The following is a 17595-nucleotide window of genomic DNA, read 5'->3' as shown; positions in this document are numbered from 1 at the left end:
CATGGTATACTCCTTTCACAATAGTAATTGTTTGTTATTATTGAAAGTGAATATATCATGCTAATGCCATAAAATCAATAGTTATTGTAATATAATTAGTCATTTATAATATTATTCGTTCGCTTAAGTTAATGACATTGATTTACTATATTAAAAGCGGTACAAGTAAAGAGATATCTTTGCCTGATTACCCGTCACGCATAATAAATCGACTTAAATAATAGGCAGTATATAGCTTTGTATTATTAAAACTAAGCATTCAACAAGGGGGATGTGCCATGGCAAATAATGGTTTCAAAGTTGGTTGGGAAGGATTTACTTATTCTAATTCTGATTCATGGATACCGACAGGAGGCAACTGGGGTGGTCCTGGATGGTCAGGTGGTCAACGAACTGATAATCCAAACTGGGGTATGCCACCAGCACTAAATGCTTTTAACCAGCCAAGCCAGGTTGATGCAGCATGTAAACAACATGATTTTGATTATGCTGCTGCAGAAGGACAAGCAAATGAGGCTGAGCTCATATTTCAAGCAGATTTTGAATTGCTTAAAGCCATAAGTCAGATAAGTTCAGATCAAATGGATGGGCAAGAGCAATTATATACGTGCTTGGTTGCCTTTGCTTTTACTGAAAAAATTGCGAAAGTTGATATCCCATCGACAGCTACAGAGGCAATAAAGAATGCGGCTAAAGATTTATTCAACTTAATCTGGAGTACAATTGCACGTCAAGTAGTGAATAATAGTATGGGATTTTTTATTAATTTTATAATGCCATTAGTGAATATGGAATCCCCATTTAGCAAAATTTATGATTTTTTCAAAAATGCTGGATCTGCAGCAACACCCTCGCGTAAAGATCCTCTAATCGTTGATCTTGACGGTGACGGAATAGAAACTACTAATCTTAAATCTGGAGCTTACTTCGATCATGACGGCAACGGTTTTGCCGAGCAGACCGGCTGGGCTGCTCCGGATGATGGACTACTTGTTAGAGATATAAACGGTAATGGAACAATAGAGAATGGTAAAGAATTGTTTGGCGACCAAACTATATCAGAGAATGGAAGTAATGCAGCAAACGGCTTTGCGGCTTTGGCTGATCTTGATGATAATTATGATGGGAAAATAGATGCAAATGATGCTGTTTGGAGTGAGTTAAAAGTTTGGCAGGATGTGAATGGAGATGGATTATCATTGCCGGAAGAGTTGTATACCTTAGACGAATTAGGTATTCAATCTATTAATCTTGATTCAACACCGACCGGAGAAACTGATCCAGAAGGTAATACCCAAACCCGAATTGGCAGTTTCCAAAAAACAGACAATACTACGGGCCAGATAGGAAGTTATAATCTCCAAAGAGATACAGCCAACACTATTGCAGAAGAATGGTTAGAAGTGCATGGTGATATTGCAGCTCTCCCGGACTTGCAGGGATCAGGCAATGTTTATGACCTTCAACAAGCTATGATCAGGGATACAAGCGGGCAGTTGAAAAGTCTGGTGGAGCATTTTGCCGCCACAACTGATGTCAATGCCAGAAAAAACCTCCTTGATCAAATCATATTCAAATGGGCGAAAACCGATAGCATAAATACAAACAGTAGGGGTACAAATATTGATGCCAAAAAACTTGCCACTCTGGAGATATTTTTTGGGCAAGAATTTGTTGGAACAAACGGCGCAAATCCAACATCTGCTGCTGCTATTCCTCTTAACGAGTCATACCGGGGCCTTTCCGAAATGTTCTACGCCCAACTTATGGCGCAGACACATTTAAAAGATCTTTATGGTGAAATTATCTATAACTGGGATGAAACGATAAATGGTGTAAAAGCCGACATGAGCGCAGTTATTACAGATATTCAGACAGCCTTGGCAAGTAACCCAGAACAGGGCAAAACACTTCTTTCAGAATTCTCCAGAACGCTTAGGGGCCTTGGCGCGCAGGATATGATGGATTATCTCTCCTTCAGAGAAACATTTATAATGCAGGACGAATCCTTAGGCTGGGTGATAGATAGTGGTGGATTAACAGTTTACGATCAAAAAGGCGAAGGACAACGCACCTGGTCTCCTCATATTGAAGGAACCGACAACGCCGATGCAGTCAAAGGAAGCCTGACAGAGGGTGACGGATATATAAACGGCCTTGCCGGATCGGATGTAATATACGGCACATCACGTAACGAGACTCTTATTAATGAAACGGGAGATTCAATTCTTGTGGCAGGGGCTGGAAATGATCGTATCTGGGCCGGAGCGGGTAATGATATCCTGGACGGAGGAACGGGAAATGACGAACTCAAAGGCGAGGCGGGAAATGATACGTATATATTCCGTTTGGGTTCGGGGCAAGACAAAATAATAGATACAGATTCCACGGAAGGAAATACGGACACAATCTGGATAGGAAGTAATCTTACGCCCGATGATATCACGTTAAGACGGGTGGGTAATAACCTGGTAGTAAAGATCAATAATACTACCGACATAATGACAGTGCAGGACTTCTTCAAAAACGACAGCCCATTAAACAGAGTAGAACAAATCCAGTTTATGGACGGTACTATATGGGATGTGGATGTAATGCGCAGCATGGTATCGCTTCCAACTAATGGCGATGACATTATTTATGGAACATCGGGAGATGATACTCTTCACGGGCTTGGAGGCAATGACGCCATATACGGATATTCAGGCAATGATACTCTTTTTGGAGATGCAGACAATGATAAACTATATGGTTATGCCGGAGATGATATACTGGATGGCGGTGAAGGTGCGGATACTCTGGATGGTGGATCAGGCAACGATACTATTTTCGGAGACATCGGTAATGATATGCTTTATGGGGAAGCCGGAGAAGACACTCTTGACGGCGGAGAAGGCACAGATTTTCTTGATGGCAGCACCGGAAATGATACATATATTTTCAACAGAGGAAGCGGACAGGACACTATCAGTGATACGGATACAACATCCGGAAATATTGACACCGTTATATTCGGAGTAGATATTTCGCCATCCGATATAAAGGTGGAACGTTACGGGAGTAAGGATATTAAATTAAGCATTATCGGTACACAGGATTATCTTTTAGTTAAGAATTGTATTTTAAATAACGAAAAAGACTACCGCACGGTAGTAGAGCAATTCAAATTCACTGACGGTACTGTGTGGAATGGCGATACCATTAAAGATTTTATTCTAACCGGAACAGACGCTAATGATACAATTCAAGGTTTCTCAGGCCAGGATACCATTCAAGGCATGGCCGGAAATGACAGCCTGTATAGTAAGGAAGGGAATGACATACTGGATGGAGGAGCCGGTAATGACTCATTATATGGAGGAACTAACTATTACTCAAACAAAGCAAACGGTGATGACACTTATATTTTCGGCCGTGGTTCAGGACAGGATGTCATATATGACCGCGATGTAACTTTAGGCAATTCGGATACAATTCTTCTCGCGGCAGACATTTTACCGGATGATGTTCAATTAATTCGCCTGGCATATAGTGATGATCTGATACTCTCAATCAAGGATACCAATGACACAATAAAAGTAAGGAATTGGTTTTATGATGAAAGCGGTGAATGGCAGGTAGAGCGTATTCAGTTTGCAGACGGAACAGTTTGGGATGTGGATACGATCAAGATAAAGGTGCTTCTTGGAACGGATGCGAATGATAAACTTAGAGGTTATGACACAGACGATATTATAAGCGGGTACGATGGAAATGATACCCTTTTTGGGCGAACCGGAGATGATGTTATATCAGGCGGAGCAGGAAAAGATAGACTTTCGGGCGAAGCCGGCAATGACACACTTTTTGGCGATGATGGAAATGATTATCTTGAAGGTGGTTCCGGAAATGACGTACTTCATGGCGGAGCCGGGGATGATCGTTTATATGGTGGAAGCGGTGACGACATATTATCCGGTGATGAAGGATACGATATCCTTGAGGGAGGCGAAGGAAGCGACACATTTATTTTTAAAGCCGGTTCGGGGCAGGATGTAATAAGAGGTTCTGACAGCGAAGTTTCAAGCATTGATACGATTCTGATTGATGAAGGTATTACAACTGATGCGATCTTTATCCATAGAAACTGGGACAACCTTGTTGTAACAAATAAGGATACCGGCGACAGCATGACAGTCGAATACTGGTTTATAGATGAAGGAAACGAAGGAAATCGAATTGATAAAGTACAGTTTTCTGACGGCACAGTCTGGGATGTTGCAATGCTCAAAGAGCTTGCGCTTGTTGGTACTTCTGAAACCGATAGCCTGACAGGATATAGTACTGATGACATAATGGACGGTAAGGAAGGAGATGATGTACTTACCGGAAAAGCCGGCAATGACACTTATATCTTCGGTCGCGGCTACGGGCAGGATGTTATTTATGAAGACTACGACAGTTCAGGAGCTTATATTGAGTGGGACTTCGAAGTTACACCCGATGATATCACATTAGACCAGATCGGAACCAACCTGGTAGTTCTTCCACACATCATGAATAATTCACAAAATTCTAATATGCATCACATATTATTTTCATAAAGAAGATTTATATGAGAAAAAGTTCATTTTATTATCAATCTGTATGCTATTTGTAGGTTGTTCTGTACTATCTTGTCAAAGTTTTGTAATTTCTGAAATATTTTAAGTCCTACACAATATCTGTCATGAAGCAGATATTTCGAAATTATAATAAGATGAAACTGAAAAGATAATTTCTATTCTTGACATTAAGTATCATAATATTTATACATCTGCTATTATTGTCATATACTATTTTGATTTTATTCTTTTCGTTTAAACAAGTCTTTTTAGCAATACCGAATTTAGATTTTTTAGTGTCAAAGTAAAGTAGTATGCTTTTTAGCTATAAATATAGATTTGCGTTTTTATTTTTTTATCAGACAGGATTAACAGGAAGCGCAGGATAGTTACCGGCCGGAAGCCGGATAGTTAATAAGTCATCGCATACGGCGGAAACACATTTGGCTTATCAGGCGTTGATATCAAACGGAACTATTGCAAAACATAGCAAAGGCAGCAATTAGCAGATATGTATTTTTCGGGCCGATCTTCCGGAACGGTCTGAAAATAATCATGTTAATCCTGTAAATCCTGTCAGAAGAGTTTAAAAAGCTTTCGGGGGAAGGCGGATCACTAATGCGGTCATCAAGCATACCTGCCTTAAAAGATATTTGGTCAGTAATCATTGATTAAATATTTTCCAATATAGCTTACAAATCAAAGTGAACAGGAAAGGAACAATAGAATATGAAAAGCATATTTCAAACTTCAAGATATTACTCTAATTCACCCAGGATAGTATTTATTTTGCTCATTATAATTATGGTATTTTTATTTGGCGTTGGCTGTTCAGAAAAATGGAAGGAAGAAGTGCAGTTGAGCGATGGTCGGATCATAATTGTTGAACGGGAAATGCAAAGTGAACGTGGCGGTGATGAATTGGCATTTAACCGCAGCGGAACTAAACCCAAGAAATATAGCATTCAATTTATCCATCCAGATGAATCAGGAAAATTGATCAAATGGAGTTCGACAAAAATGTCTTCCAGTGGGACATGGCCAGAAATACCTTTGATCCTTAACATAGAATTGGGACACCCCATTATTTATTCACTTGCTGGTGTTTCGGCTGGTTGTGAGGTTTATTCAAAATACATATATCGGAATGGCATTTGGATTGAAGAAGCGCTTCCCGACAAATTTAAAGAACTTATGTCAAATCTATATGCTAGGCTACACAATGACATGCCTAAATATGTCGATTTGGAAACAAAACGTAAGTGGTATTCAAATATTCGCACTCGACGAGCAGTTAAACAGGTTGGGCCAATGCGTAAGGTTTGCGTTTGATACACTTAATTTAAACGACAATAAACCATAATAGGAGAACAAACCATGCCAAGTAAACTTGAATACTTGCAGCTATCAACGCGTGTTTATGACGCATCAGACATAAACAAGATTAGTATACCCAAGGGCTGGAGACAACTTGACTGGGTGCCTGACCGGTGGACCGGCTTTTCTGCCGGAGCATATATAAATGACCTGACCAACGAGATTGTAATTTCCTATACAGGAACAAACGAATTTATTGCGGATCCTATTAGCTGGACTGCAGGACTGGGAGCTCCTGTACCCCAGATTTTTGAAGCGATGACCTATTATTTTGAAGTGAAGGCCGCCAATCCGAATGCTGATATAACTTTTACAGGACACTCCCTGGGCGGTGGACTGGCTTCACTAATGGCGGTCTTTTTTGACAAAAAAGCAACCGTGTTTGACCAAGCACCTTTCCAGCTAGCAGCATTAAGCCAACCGGTTATTATAGCGGCTATGGCAACCATGGGTCTTTCAGGTACTTTTGATGCAAATTTAGCTCTTTTTGCCGCTAGCGCGGGAGCTCGTGCCCTAACAAGGGAATCGAACGTGGATCACTACTATATTGAAGGTGAGGTGCTCAAACCTACCAGATTATCCGCTTTGACCCTTATGGAGCTTGATAAACCATACTCTTTGGGAATTTCGACAGCAGGAAGTGGGAACAGGCATTCAATAGCATTGATGACCGCTTTGGAGGCTTCGAAGACTTTTCTCAAAGCAGCTCAGATTCTGCCTGATTTGGTAACACAAATTCTAGATCAGAATCTGTTTGCTGCGGATAATAAAGACATAGACAATGAAGATTTACTTCGAAAACTGCTCAATCATCAACTTGGTATATTTGAAACAACAAAGCAAGGACAAACAGTACAAATACTGGAAATATTGCCACCTGATAAAATGCTTGACCGTTTTGCGGCAGATATGAATAAAATCGCCCAGGCTGGCGGCTTGACCATGACGAATAGCAATATCACCAACGCCATGACTTTGTTTGCCATGCAGATGTATTATATAATGCCTGTTGCCATAAATGCGAACAAGGAACTTTTCACTAAAGTTACGGGCGGTCTCCAATTCGACCGCAGAGATGTAGCTGCCGCGCTGAGTGATACAAAAGGTTTCACGAACTATTTTCAGAACTACATAGATACTCTGCCGGTATACGATAAGACATACATTAATTACCACCTTCCTAATCTCACAGACTGGTATATCCAGGCTGGCTACAGCGCTATGAATGCTACTGCCGGAACCGAGCGAGCCTTCATGCTTGGCGGTAACAAGAGTGATGATCTAACCGGCGGAACCGCAAATGATGTGCTTGTTGGAGGTGATGGAGCTGACACGCTTAAGGGCGGAAAGGGTGATGACATTCTTATTGGCGGTGAAGGTGAAGATATTTATTACTACAGTCATGGCGACGGTGATGACACGATTATTGATTCAGGTAAAAATCGTATAGTATATGAGGATGCTAACGGTAACGTCCAGTCCGTTGAAAAATTATACAATACAGGCGCTGATATTTGGACATCTGCTGATGGAAAAGTAAATATCACGCACCACTCTCCCTGGCAGATAACGACAGAAGACGGCGGAACAATTACACTCGGCGAGGACTTCCAAGCCGGAGATTTTGGAATACAACTGAAGGATTCGATAGAAAATCCGACTACCACAAACACAATTCTCGGAGATCAGAATCCGCAGGAGCTGGATGATTCGCTGCTTGGTACCACCGGCAATGACCGTATCGAGGGACGAGAAGATGATGATACGATTTCTTCTTTGCAAGGTGATGATGTGCTTTTGGGTGGCACCGGCCGGGACGCAATTTCCGCCGGTGAAGGTAATGATGTTTTGGAAGGAGGCCAAGCCCAGAGCATAAATGAGCAGGGGGACATGCTCTCCAGCGAAGATGGAAACGACTTTGTGTCTAGAAAAATAATATTAAGGAGGGCGGCATGAAGAAAAGAATGTTGATTTTTTTAATGTTGATTTTTTTGTCTTCAGTTTGTTTTGCTGACGAGTATGTTAGTATAATGTGTAAAGACGATACCTTGTGTAGCCACATGCGAAAGCTTTATAATGATGATCTTAAAAAATATGGAGAGATTAAATACGACCAGCATGAGGAATTCAATAACATCAAATGGGAGAAGAAACGAGCATATCTAATAAATGATAAAGGGGAAGACGAATATAACTATTCCTCGTTACGTGAAACAATGCTTCTTTCCAAATTTGATATTAATAATGATGGCAAGATAGAGATAGTCATAAAATCATATGAATTTGGCTTGCGTGGTATCCCATCAGATCAAATTTTTATTTTTGACAAGCATGAGGAGAATAAATTTAAAGATGGTATTAAGAGAAATACGGAATTATATAAAAAAATATTAGGGATTATCGGGTATAATGAAGAAACCAGCCCTTTTCGAGCTAACGGATATTCCCTAAAGGAAATCCCGCCAACTCAGATAATTCCTATGTTAGGGAATAAGAAAAATGTGCCTGTTTATAATTTCTTAGGCGGCTGGTTCTACTTCAATCCGTTTATTTACGACAATGTTTATTATGTATCTATGACGGATTGGGAACCCCATCAGATAGATCAATGGCTGGTTATTCTAAGGCTAAATCCTGGCAATCAGATAAAAGACATTTGTTATTTCAAGAAAAATAGAACCAAATTCCAAAAAACAAACCAAGGAGGTGAGCCATGAGTTTAATATTACATACATATTCAGATCCTAACGGTACTGTGAGAGACTCATTTGTAAAACCACTAGAGAATAATACTGCTAATAAAACACGGCCTTATTATGATGGCAGTATTGCCATTGGATATGGATTTGACCTTCTTGTACGAACCGATTCAGATATAAATAAGTATCTGACCACAACAAATACAAAACTCAACTTGCCAGTCAATCAGCAAATAAGTTTGCCGGGAAGCGATGCACCTTTACTGTCACAGGCACGAGGATATGCTATCCAAATAAAGTCTCTGGAGCTACAAGCAAAAACCGCAACGCCACAACAACTAATAATAATTAATCAACAAATATCTTCTTTGCGACAACAGATTTACAATAATTCACAGCTACTTTCACTTAGATTGCCAGATGAACCGTATGCCGCGAAGCTTCTTAATATTTTGTTGAACGAATATGAAACAGCTTTGGATACCGCTCTTGGCTATTGTTTGGCAAAATCAAAAGAGAAGACCGCAATTCTATCTCTTCTCTATACTATGACAATACCTAGCGTTGCTGGCATAAGAAATAAGATACCAGCAACATTGGCCGCTATCAATAATGAAAATCGTGCGGAGGCTTGGTATGAGATCAGATATGGCTCAAATAAAGGGGGCGGCCATACGAACCGGAGATATATAGAGGCTAATGAGTTTGGCCTATACGATGACGGAGTTTTGACCGCGGATCAAACCAAAGAAATCATGCGGATGTACACCCGTTATGAATATGAAGGATTGGGCAGTATAAAGCTTAGTGCATATGAATTACCTTCTAAATATCCACCACCATCAGGAATCCAGAATATAAATGACTCAATAAAAGCAGCTAGTGATTATCTAGTCTTAAATTTGGCCAAGGGAAAGACTATTGACGGTTGGGTGATTGTTGGAAGAGGACTTGATTCATACGATTATATAGAAAAAAACTGGGCAGACATTATTATAGGCACAAATAAAAATGATCTTATCTTCGGAGAAAAAGGCTCAGATATTATAGATGGCAGTACTGGAGATGATGTCATTTACGGTGGTGATGGCAAAGACGATTTAAATGGCGGTGACGGTGAAGACATATTGATAGGTGGAGATGGTAATGACGTTCTTGAAGGTGGTAAAGGTAATGATATTTTGGAGGGAGGTCTTGGCAATGATGATTATTACTTTCAAAGCGGAGACGGCAACGATACGATAACAGATACGGACGGTGAAAACAGAATATTCTGGACCGACAGCAACGGCATACCGCATTTGATGAAGACCTTCTATAAGTCAGGAGATGCGGAATGGAAATCACCTGACGGAACTGTGGAAGTCAACAAACATTCTCCTTATAAAATAGTCCTTCCTGACGGCGGAACAATTACGCTTGGCGAGGACTTTCAACCCGGAGATTTCGGAATACAACTGAAGGAAGCGCCACAAGTTCCGAATACAACCAAAACCATTCTCGGCGATCAGTACCCTGAGGATCTGGAAGACGTTTTAACAGGTACCACCGGCAATGACCGTATCGAGGGACGAGATGGTGATGATACGATTTCTTCTTTGCAAGGTGATGATATGCTTTTAGGTGGCACCGGCCGGGACGCAATTTCCGCCGGTGAAGGTAATGATGTTTTGGAAGGAGGCACAGGTTCGGATATACTTTTCGGCGAGGAGGGAAATGACCAGATATTTGGAGAAAACGCCGGTTCGATGTCTGATTTAATATCAGCAGGCGAAAATGCAACAAGCATAAACCAAACAGGAGACCTTATTGTCGGCAATGAAGGCGATGACCAGCTTTATGGCTCAAACAGTAATGATGCTCTCCTGGGTGGCGAAGGGCACGATCTACTTGCCGGTGGCGGGGGAAATGATGTCATTTATGGTGACTATAACAGTTCAGGAGCCTACATTGACTGGGACTTCGAAGTTACACCGGATAAGGTTGTTTCCTTTACGAATGTAAATACAAACCCGACTTATTTTCAGGGCGATGACGAGATATATGGCGGCAGCGGAGACGATATAGTTGTTGGCGGCGGAGGCGACGATCTGATTTATGGAGGATCGGATAATGATTTCATCGTAGGCGATGCCGGGGATGATACGATTTTTGGCGGAACCGGCAATGACATTTTGCTGGGTGAGAATGACGGTGTGCCGGATAGTGAGCAAGGAGAGGATTATATCGATGGCGGTAGCGGAAATGATGAGATTTATGGCGGTGGAAAGTCCGATACCTTGATTGGTGGTGATGGCAATGATTATATACAGGGCGATTATAATATCCTGAATTCAGGCGGTGATTTTATTGATGGCGGTGATGGAAATGATGTAATTCTCGGTTATGGCGGCAATGACTGGATTTATGGTGGAGAAGGGGATGACTGGCTGCAGGGTGATGATGGTGATGATTATATTGATGGCGGCTTGGGAGCAGATACGATAGCCGGTGGCTCAGGCAAAGACTGGATTTTCGGTAATGCCATTGGCAGTTATACAGGAGAAGATTACAGTATTGACACTATTGATGCCGGAGCTGATGACGATTTTGTTCAGGGCGGTGATGGTGCGGATATTATTTTGGGCGGCACAGGCAATGATGAAATCTATGGAGGCGGAGGTAATGATGAACTCCAGGGCAATGACGGAAATGATATTATTTTCGGAGAAACCGGCGACGATATTATCTTTGGCTTAAGCGGTAATGACACGATCTACGGCGGGGAAGATAATGACATTCTGTATGGCGGAGCTGGTAATGACATTTTATATGGTGAAGAAGGAGATGATATCCTGTCCGGGGGTAACGGTTTTGATATTCTTTTCGGCGGAAGCGGAAATGATACATTGCTTTACGAAAATATTTACGGATCAGGCGATGTCATAATGGATGGTGAAGATGGGGATGATACTTATATTTATAATCCGGAATCCGGTAAAAATGTCCATGTTAATGATAATTTCTACAATGATTCGGAGCACAATAAAATTGTTATTCAGGGAAATGATAACAACCCCAATATTACGACAGATGATATAAGTTACAAATATAAAGGGGGTAGGCTTAATAGATATATTGAATTAGGATCAAGAGCAGGTATTTTCGGTTCTATGAAGATTCATACAACTAAGCCGGATGGTACTAATCTGGATATTGACATAAGCGGAATGGCCGGAAGAACAATAATGGGGCTTGATGAGTTCATAGCCAGTACTTTAAACTCAATGGAGGTTGATTATAATAATGCCGGAACAGCATTACCTCCAAGAAGAAGAGACCCATTGATACTCGACCTTGACGGCGACGGAATTGAAAGCACGAGGATAAGTACTTCAACCCATTTTGATCACGATGGCGACGGATTTGCGGAAAGAACCGGATGGGTGGATAAAGATGACGGTTTGCTTGTAAGAGATATTAATAATGATGGCATAATCAATGATGGCTCAGAACTGTTTGGCGATAATACAAATCTTGAGACAGGCATAAAAGCGGCAAACGGGTTTGAGGCTTTAAGCGAACTTGACGAAAATAATGACGGTATAATTGATGCCAATGATTCTATGTTTGAAAAGCTTCGTGTATGGCAGGATATAAATAAAGACTGTGTTAGTTCTGCTGATGAACTTCATGATTTAAACAGCCTTGGCATTAAAGCAATCAAACTCGACTCTGAGGTAGTCAACCTGCCTGATGGCGAAGGCAACACAATCACAAGAGAGGGAACTTTTGTTCGCACAGATGATAGCGAAAATACTATAGCTGAATATGGGCTTAAAACGAATGTCACACACACCAGGGACGTCAACCTTGTTGATATTCCGGATGAAATTGCTGTACTTCCTGACCTTGAAGGTTCAGGGAAAGTATCCGATTTGCATCAGGCAATGGTAAAAGACGCAAGCGGAAACTTGAAATCGCTGGTTGAACAATTTATCTCGGCTGAAGGTGTTGATACACGCAATGCCTTAATGGAACAAATCCTTTTTAAGTGGACTGAAACTGATTCAGTTGCGCAAAATTCACGGGGCGCATTCTTCGACGGAAGAAAACTTGCCATAATTGAAGCATATATGGGAAAACCATTCACAGGCGCAAACGGGCCTAATCCTAATAGCGCTGCAGGCGACATACTTGATGGTATATACCATCGCATAAGCGAGACATGTTATGCAATGCTCATGCAACAATCACACCTTGCGTTTCTTTTTGGACAAATTGAATATGACTGGTATAGCACTAAACTCGTTGATCTATCATCAGTATCCGCAACAATTGTGAACGAACTTGCCGATGATCCTGAAAAAGGGAAAGAACTTCTGTCTGAGTTCGCACGAACATACAGAGCAACCGATGACACAAACGCCATAGGGTATTTGAATTTTAGAGAAGAATTTATAATCCAGGATGAGTCTTTGGGCTGGGTGATAGATACTGGAGGGTTGCCAAAAATTGATTCAACCGTTGGAACAAACAGATCTGAGGCTATAATCAGAACCGACGAAACGGATAGCCGTATATCGGGAGGTAATGGAGATGATGTTATATACGGCTCTACTCTGAACGATATTCTTCAAAACAATTCAGGAGATGCTGTGCTTGTTGGAGGTGGTGGCAATGATAGCATTTGGGCCGGGGCGGGTGACGATATACTGGATGGCGGAGAAGGAAAGGACCTTCTTTTGGGTGAAGGAGGCAATGACACATATATATTCCGGCTTGGGTCGGGTTGGGAAACTATTAACGATACTGATCCTACAGAAGGGAATACGGACACATTGTTTCTGGGCAGCAATATTTCACCCGATGACATTTCTTTAAGACGAAGCGGCAATAATCTGATAGTTGAAGTTAATAATACCGCTGATAAGGTTACAGTACAGGACTATTTTAAAAACGACAGTCCGTTAAACAGAGTAGAACAAATCCAGTTTATGGACGGCACTATATGGGATACGGATGCTATAGCCGGTATAGTCTCAGTTCCGTCAGAAACAGATGACATTATTTATGGAACACCCGGTGATGATATTCTGCACGGGATAGGAGGCAATGACACCATATACGGAGCTTCAGGTAATGACGAACTTTATGGAGACATTGGAAATGATAAAATTTATGGGAATGCCGGAGAAGATATACTTGATGGGGGTGAAGGCGCAGATACTCTGGATGGCGGAACCGGGAATGATACATATGTTTTTAATATAGGAAGCGGGCAGGATGTAATAAACGATGCGGATACGACACCGGGAAATATTGATACCATTATATTCGGGGAAGATATTTTATCAACCGATATTAAGGTGGAACGCTCAGGCAACTACGATATCAAATTAAGCATAATCGGCACCCTGGATTCTATTTTGCTTAAAAATTGTTTTTTCTACAGCAATGGAGACTGGCATTATCAGACTGTGATAGAACAATTCAGGTTTGCAGACGATACTGTATGGAGCGCCGATACTATTAAAGACATTATTCTGACCGGAACGGACAAAACCGATCTTATAGGTGGATTTTCCGGTCAGGATAATATCTATGGATTGGGCGGCAATGATTATTTGAATGGATGGGGCGGCGACGACACTATCGAAGGCGGTTCAGGAGACGATAAAATATCCGGTAATGACGGAAATGATACACTTATAGGCGGGGAAGGTGATGACATATTATACGGAAATTCTGGCAATGACATTTATGACGGCGGGCCTGGAGACGACATTATATACGGAAGCGTTGCCAATGGATGGAACTACTATGAATCAATGCCATATACATACAATGGTGCAAATGGTGACGATACCTATTTGTTCGGAAGGGGAGACGGTTATGACACCGTAGTTGACCGGGACAGGACACCGGGCAACATTGATACTATTTTACTTGGTTCCGATATTGTGCCTGATGATATTTTAATACAGCACAAGAAAAACGATCTGGTATTAACCATAAAAGATACCGGAGACAAACTTACGGTTTCAAACTGGTTCTTTGATGAAAGCTCCGAATGGCAGATAGAGCATATACAGTTTGCTGACGGTACGGTTTGGGATGTTGATGCAATTAAGGCGAAAGTACTTCTTGGAACAGATGCGAACGATATACTTATCGGATATAACACGGATGATATTATAAGCGGATTTAATGGAACTGATTTTCTTTACGGACGGAAGGGCAATGATACTATCTCCGGTGGAGACGGAAATGACTGGATTTATGGTGAAGCAGGCAATGATACGCTTTCCGGCAATGAAGATATTGATGTAATTTACGGAGGAAACGGAGACGACATTATTAATGGAGGAACCGGGGTTGATTATCTACATGGCGGTACAGGAAACGACACAATATCCGGTGATGAAGGCGATGATTTTCTTGAAGGAAACGAAGGCAGCGATACCTTTATTTTTAAGGCCGGTTCGGGGCAGGATGTAATAAGAGGTTCTGACAGCGAAGTTTCAAGCATTGATACGATTCTGATTGATGAAGGCATTACAACTGAATCAATTCAAATTCGCAGAAATGAAGATGACCTTGTTGTAACCAAGAAGGATACCGGCGACAGCATGACGGTTGAAAACTGGTTTGCAGATGAAGGCAACGAATCTGAAAAGATTGATGAAATCCGGTTTGCAGACGGAACGGTTTGGGATGTTGCAATGCTTAAGCAGCTTGCTCTTGAGGGTACTTCCGAAGCCGAGGTCTTAACAGGCTATAGCTCTGATGATATAATGGACGGAAAAGAAGGCGATGATGTGCTTACCGGAAAAGCAGGCAATGACACCTATATCTTTGGTCGCGGCTACGGGCAGGATGTTATTTATGAAGACTACGACAGTTCAGGAGCTTATATTGAGTGGGACTTCGAAGTTACACCCGATGATATCACATTAGACCAGGTCGGAAACAACCTGGTAGTTCTTCCACACATCATGAATAATTCACAAAATTCTAATATGCATCACATATTATTGTCATAAAGAAGCTTTATATGAGAAAAAGTTCATTTTTTTGTCAATCTGTATGTTATTTGTGGGTTGTTCTGTATTATATCTTTTCAAATTTATAATTTTGAGAATAAAAATAAAACCTCCTATCCATAAACCGTTAAAAGTTTAAGGGAAAAGAAGATTTCAACTGAACGATATTAAAAGCGTAAAACATATATTATTGGAATGAAAATATAAAGTTTAATGAAATATTATATTCTTGAAATTCAAATTAATAATATTTATACATCCAAAAATTTGTCACATATTATTTCAGTTTTATTCTTTTCGTTCAAGTATCTCTTTTCAGTACTACCGGATTTAGATTTTTTAGTGTTAAAGTAAAGTAGTAGACTTTTTAACTATAAATATAGATTTTCGTTTTTATTTTTTTATCAGACAGGATTAACAGGAAGCACAGGATAGTTACCGGCCGGAAGCCAGAAGCAATAAGTCATCGCATGTGGCGGAAACACATTTGGCTTATCAGGCGTTGATGTCAAACGGAACTATTGCAAAACAGAGCAAAGGCAGCAAGTAGCAGATATGTATTTCGGGCCGATCTTCCTGAACGGTCTGAAAATAATCATGTTAATCCTGTAAATCCTGTCAGAAGAGTTTAAAAAGCTTTCGGGGGAAGGCGGATCAATAATGCGGTCATCAAGCATACCTGCCTTAAAAGATATTTTGTCAACATTCATTGATTCAATATTTTCCAATATAGCTTACAAATCAAAGTGAACAGGAAAGGAACAATAGAATATGAAAAATATAATTCACAATTCAAGATATGAACTCAAACTACCCCATTTAAATACCACCAAAAAAGGTTTGATTTTAGTATTTCTACTGCTTATATTTGTTTTAGAATATTTGGTAGGCAATGCAGCAGACACAAAGGCATCAACTACATATAAGACCCAACAGACTATACAGGTAAAGTTGCCAGATGGGCTTTATCTATTTCAGCCCAAAATCATACAAATGTATAAACACAGAACTGAAAATAAGAATGATGTGTTTAGCCCTTTATTTATAATTAAGAAAGGGAAATTGCTTGATCCTTATTTAATAGCAAAAAAAATAGGAATCAAAAAATTTATGAAAGAATATGTTACAGAAAAATCCTTCAATGTCTATGTTGGAACGGAAATGATTGGGAGATTGAGCAATGTAAAGATCAAGTTATTTGATACTAACACTTGTCCTTCTGGAACATTACTATTTGATATTGAAGGCACAGGAATATATGAAGGCAAACTTCTGCCGGGGAGATATGAGAATAACTCTGTTTATGCAATCAAAAAAGATGATTTAATTTTAAATTCAGCCACTGTCAAAGCGGTGGCAGTGCCATCCCTTTTTAATAAATCAAATAAAATGGAAGCATTAACAGTAACTGAAAATGATACAACAAAAGCAGTAAAAGAGGTAAAGAAATATCTTATTGCAGAAGCTATGAAACCTATTGAAAAACGACTCATAAACGAAAATAGAATAATATTAAATGAAGACGAAAGCCGACTTGATTTTATTAAGATGCTTGATCTTGATAACAGCGGAAACCAAGATTACGTTGGTGTATATACGTTGTATGTATCGAATAAGACTGTCTCAGAGAATGAGAGAGCAGGAATAGCTTTTAATGAAATTCTTTTTGTTTTATGGGGGTCGGGAAAAATTGAGAAGATTTTATATGGAGAGGAAAGCTCACCTGCCTTCAGTCTTGGTGGGGTCATTGATATTGATCAAAATGGAGTTCAAGAGGTAATTGTTCAAAGAAGCTGTGGTCCGTATGTAGAAGATGATATCAATGGAAAGAGGATAGAAATTTTTCAGCATGATTCATCTGGCTGGATAAGTATTTACCGCTCTGCGCTGATATGTAGTCAAATAAATTAA

8 protein-coding genes are annotated in these 17595 nt (G+C 40.4%); 6 read left to right on the top strand and 2 right to left on the bottom strand.

Annotated elements, in window-relative coordinates:
• Positions 1–278 precede the first annotated feature (278 nt).
• Positions 279–4583, top strand: coding sequence for a hypothetical protein (locus KKC46_04045; protein MBU1052985.1), 4305 nt, complete (start codon positions 279–281; stop codon positions 4581–4583).
• A 464-nt stretch (positions 4584–5047) separates the two neighbouring features.
• Here the strand turns inward: KKC46_04045 and KKC46_04040 are convergent, their stop codons facing one another.
• Positions 5048–5251 carry a lysine N(6)-hydroxylase/L-ornithine N(5)-oxygenase family protein gene (locus KKC46_04040; GenBank protein MBU1052984.1) on the bottom strand — a complete coding sequence of 68 codons (204 nt, stop codon included), beginning with the start codon at positions 5249–5251 and terminating at the stop codon, positions 5048–5050.
• A 61-nt stretch (positions 5252–5312) separates the two neighbouring features.
• Between KKC46_04040 and KKC46_04035 the strand changes: the two genes are divergently transcribed.
• From KKC46_04035 to KKC46_04020, 4 genes are read left to right on the top strand one after another with little or no spacing between them, the layout of a single operon-like run.
• Positions 5313–5915, top strand: coding sequence for a hypothetical protein (locus KKC46_04035; GenBank protein MBU1052983.1), 603 nt, complete (start codon positions 5313–5315; stop codon positions 5913–5915).
• Positions 5916–5960: 45 nt separating this feature from the next.
• Complete coding sequence (locus KKC46_04030) at positions 5961–7916, top strand: hypothetical protein (GenBank protein ID MBU1052982.1); 1956 nt, start codon at positions 5961–5963, stop codon at positions 7914–7916.
• Complete coding sequence (locus tag KKC46_04025; GenBank protein MBU1052981.1) at positions 7913–8677, top strand: hypothetical protein; 765 nt, start codon at positions 7913–7915, stop codon at positions 8675–8677. Before KKC46_04030 ends, KKC46_04025 begins: the two co-directional genes overlap by 4 nt.
• Positions 8674–15684 (top strand): hypothetical protein, encoded by a 7011-nt coding sequence (locus KKC46_04020; GenBank protein ID MBU1052980.1) that lies wholly within the window; start codon positions 8674–8676, stop codon positions 15682–15684. The genes KKC46_04025 and KKC46_04020 overlap by 4 nt, the downstream gene beginning before the upstream one ends.
• Positions 15685–16202: 518 nt before the next feature.
• On the opposite strand, the gene KKC46_04015 is transcribed toward KKC46_04020, so the two are convergent.
• Positions 16203–16394, bottom strand: coding sequence for a hypothetical protein (locus KKC46_04015; GenBank protein MBU1052979.1), 192 nt, complete (start codon positions 16392–16394; stop codon positions 16203–16205).
• Between the two features lie 61 nt (positions 16395–16455).
• On the opposite strand from KKC46_04015, the gene KKC46_04010 reads away from it, so the two are divergent.
• Complete coding sequence (locus tag KKC46_04010; protein ID MBU1052978.1) at positions 16456–17595, top strand: hypothetical protein; 1140 nt, start codon at positions 16456–16458, stop codon at positions 17593–17595.

It is taken from the genome of Pseudomonadota bacterium (assembly GCA_018817425.1).
In the GTDB taxonomy this organism is placed as follows: Bacteria; Desulfobacterota; Desulfobacteria; order Desulfobacterales; family RPRI01; genus RPRI01.
This window is presented reverse-complemented; position numbering and strand designations above follow the sequence as displayed.

Coding starts and splice junctions, on each gene's coding strand:
- KKC46_04045 (MBU1052985.1), top strand. CDS start 279: ATGGCAAATAATGGTTTCAAAGTTGGTTGGGAAGGATTTACTTATTCT.
- KKC46_04040 (MBU1052984.1), bottom strand. CDS start 5,251: ATGATTACTGACCAAATATCTTTTAAGGCAGGTATGCTTGATGACCGC.
- KKC46_04035 (MBU1052983.1), top strand. CDS start 5,313: ATGAAAAGCATATTTCAAACTTCAAGATATTACTCTAATTCACCCAGG.
- KKC46_04030 (MBU1052982.1), top strand. CDS start 5,961: ATGCCAAGTAAACTTGAATACTTGCAGCTATCAACGCGTGTTTATGAC.
- KKC46_04025 (MBU1052981.1), top strand. CDS start 7,913: ATGAAGAAAAGAATGTTGATTTTTTTAATGTTGATTTTTTTGTCTTCA.
- KKC46_04020 (MBU1052980.1), top strand. CDS start 8,674: ATGAGTTTAATATTACATACATATTCAGATCCTAACGGTACTGTGAGA.
- KKC46_04015 (MBU1052979.1), bottom strand. CDS start 16,394: ATGAATGTTGACAAAATATCTTTTAAGGCAGGTATGCTTGATGACCGC.
- KKC46_04010 (MBU1052978.1), top strand. CDS start 16,456: ATGAAAAATATAATTCACAATTCAAGATATGAACTCAAACTACCCCAT.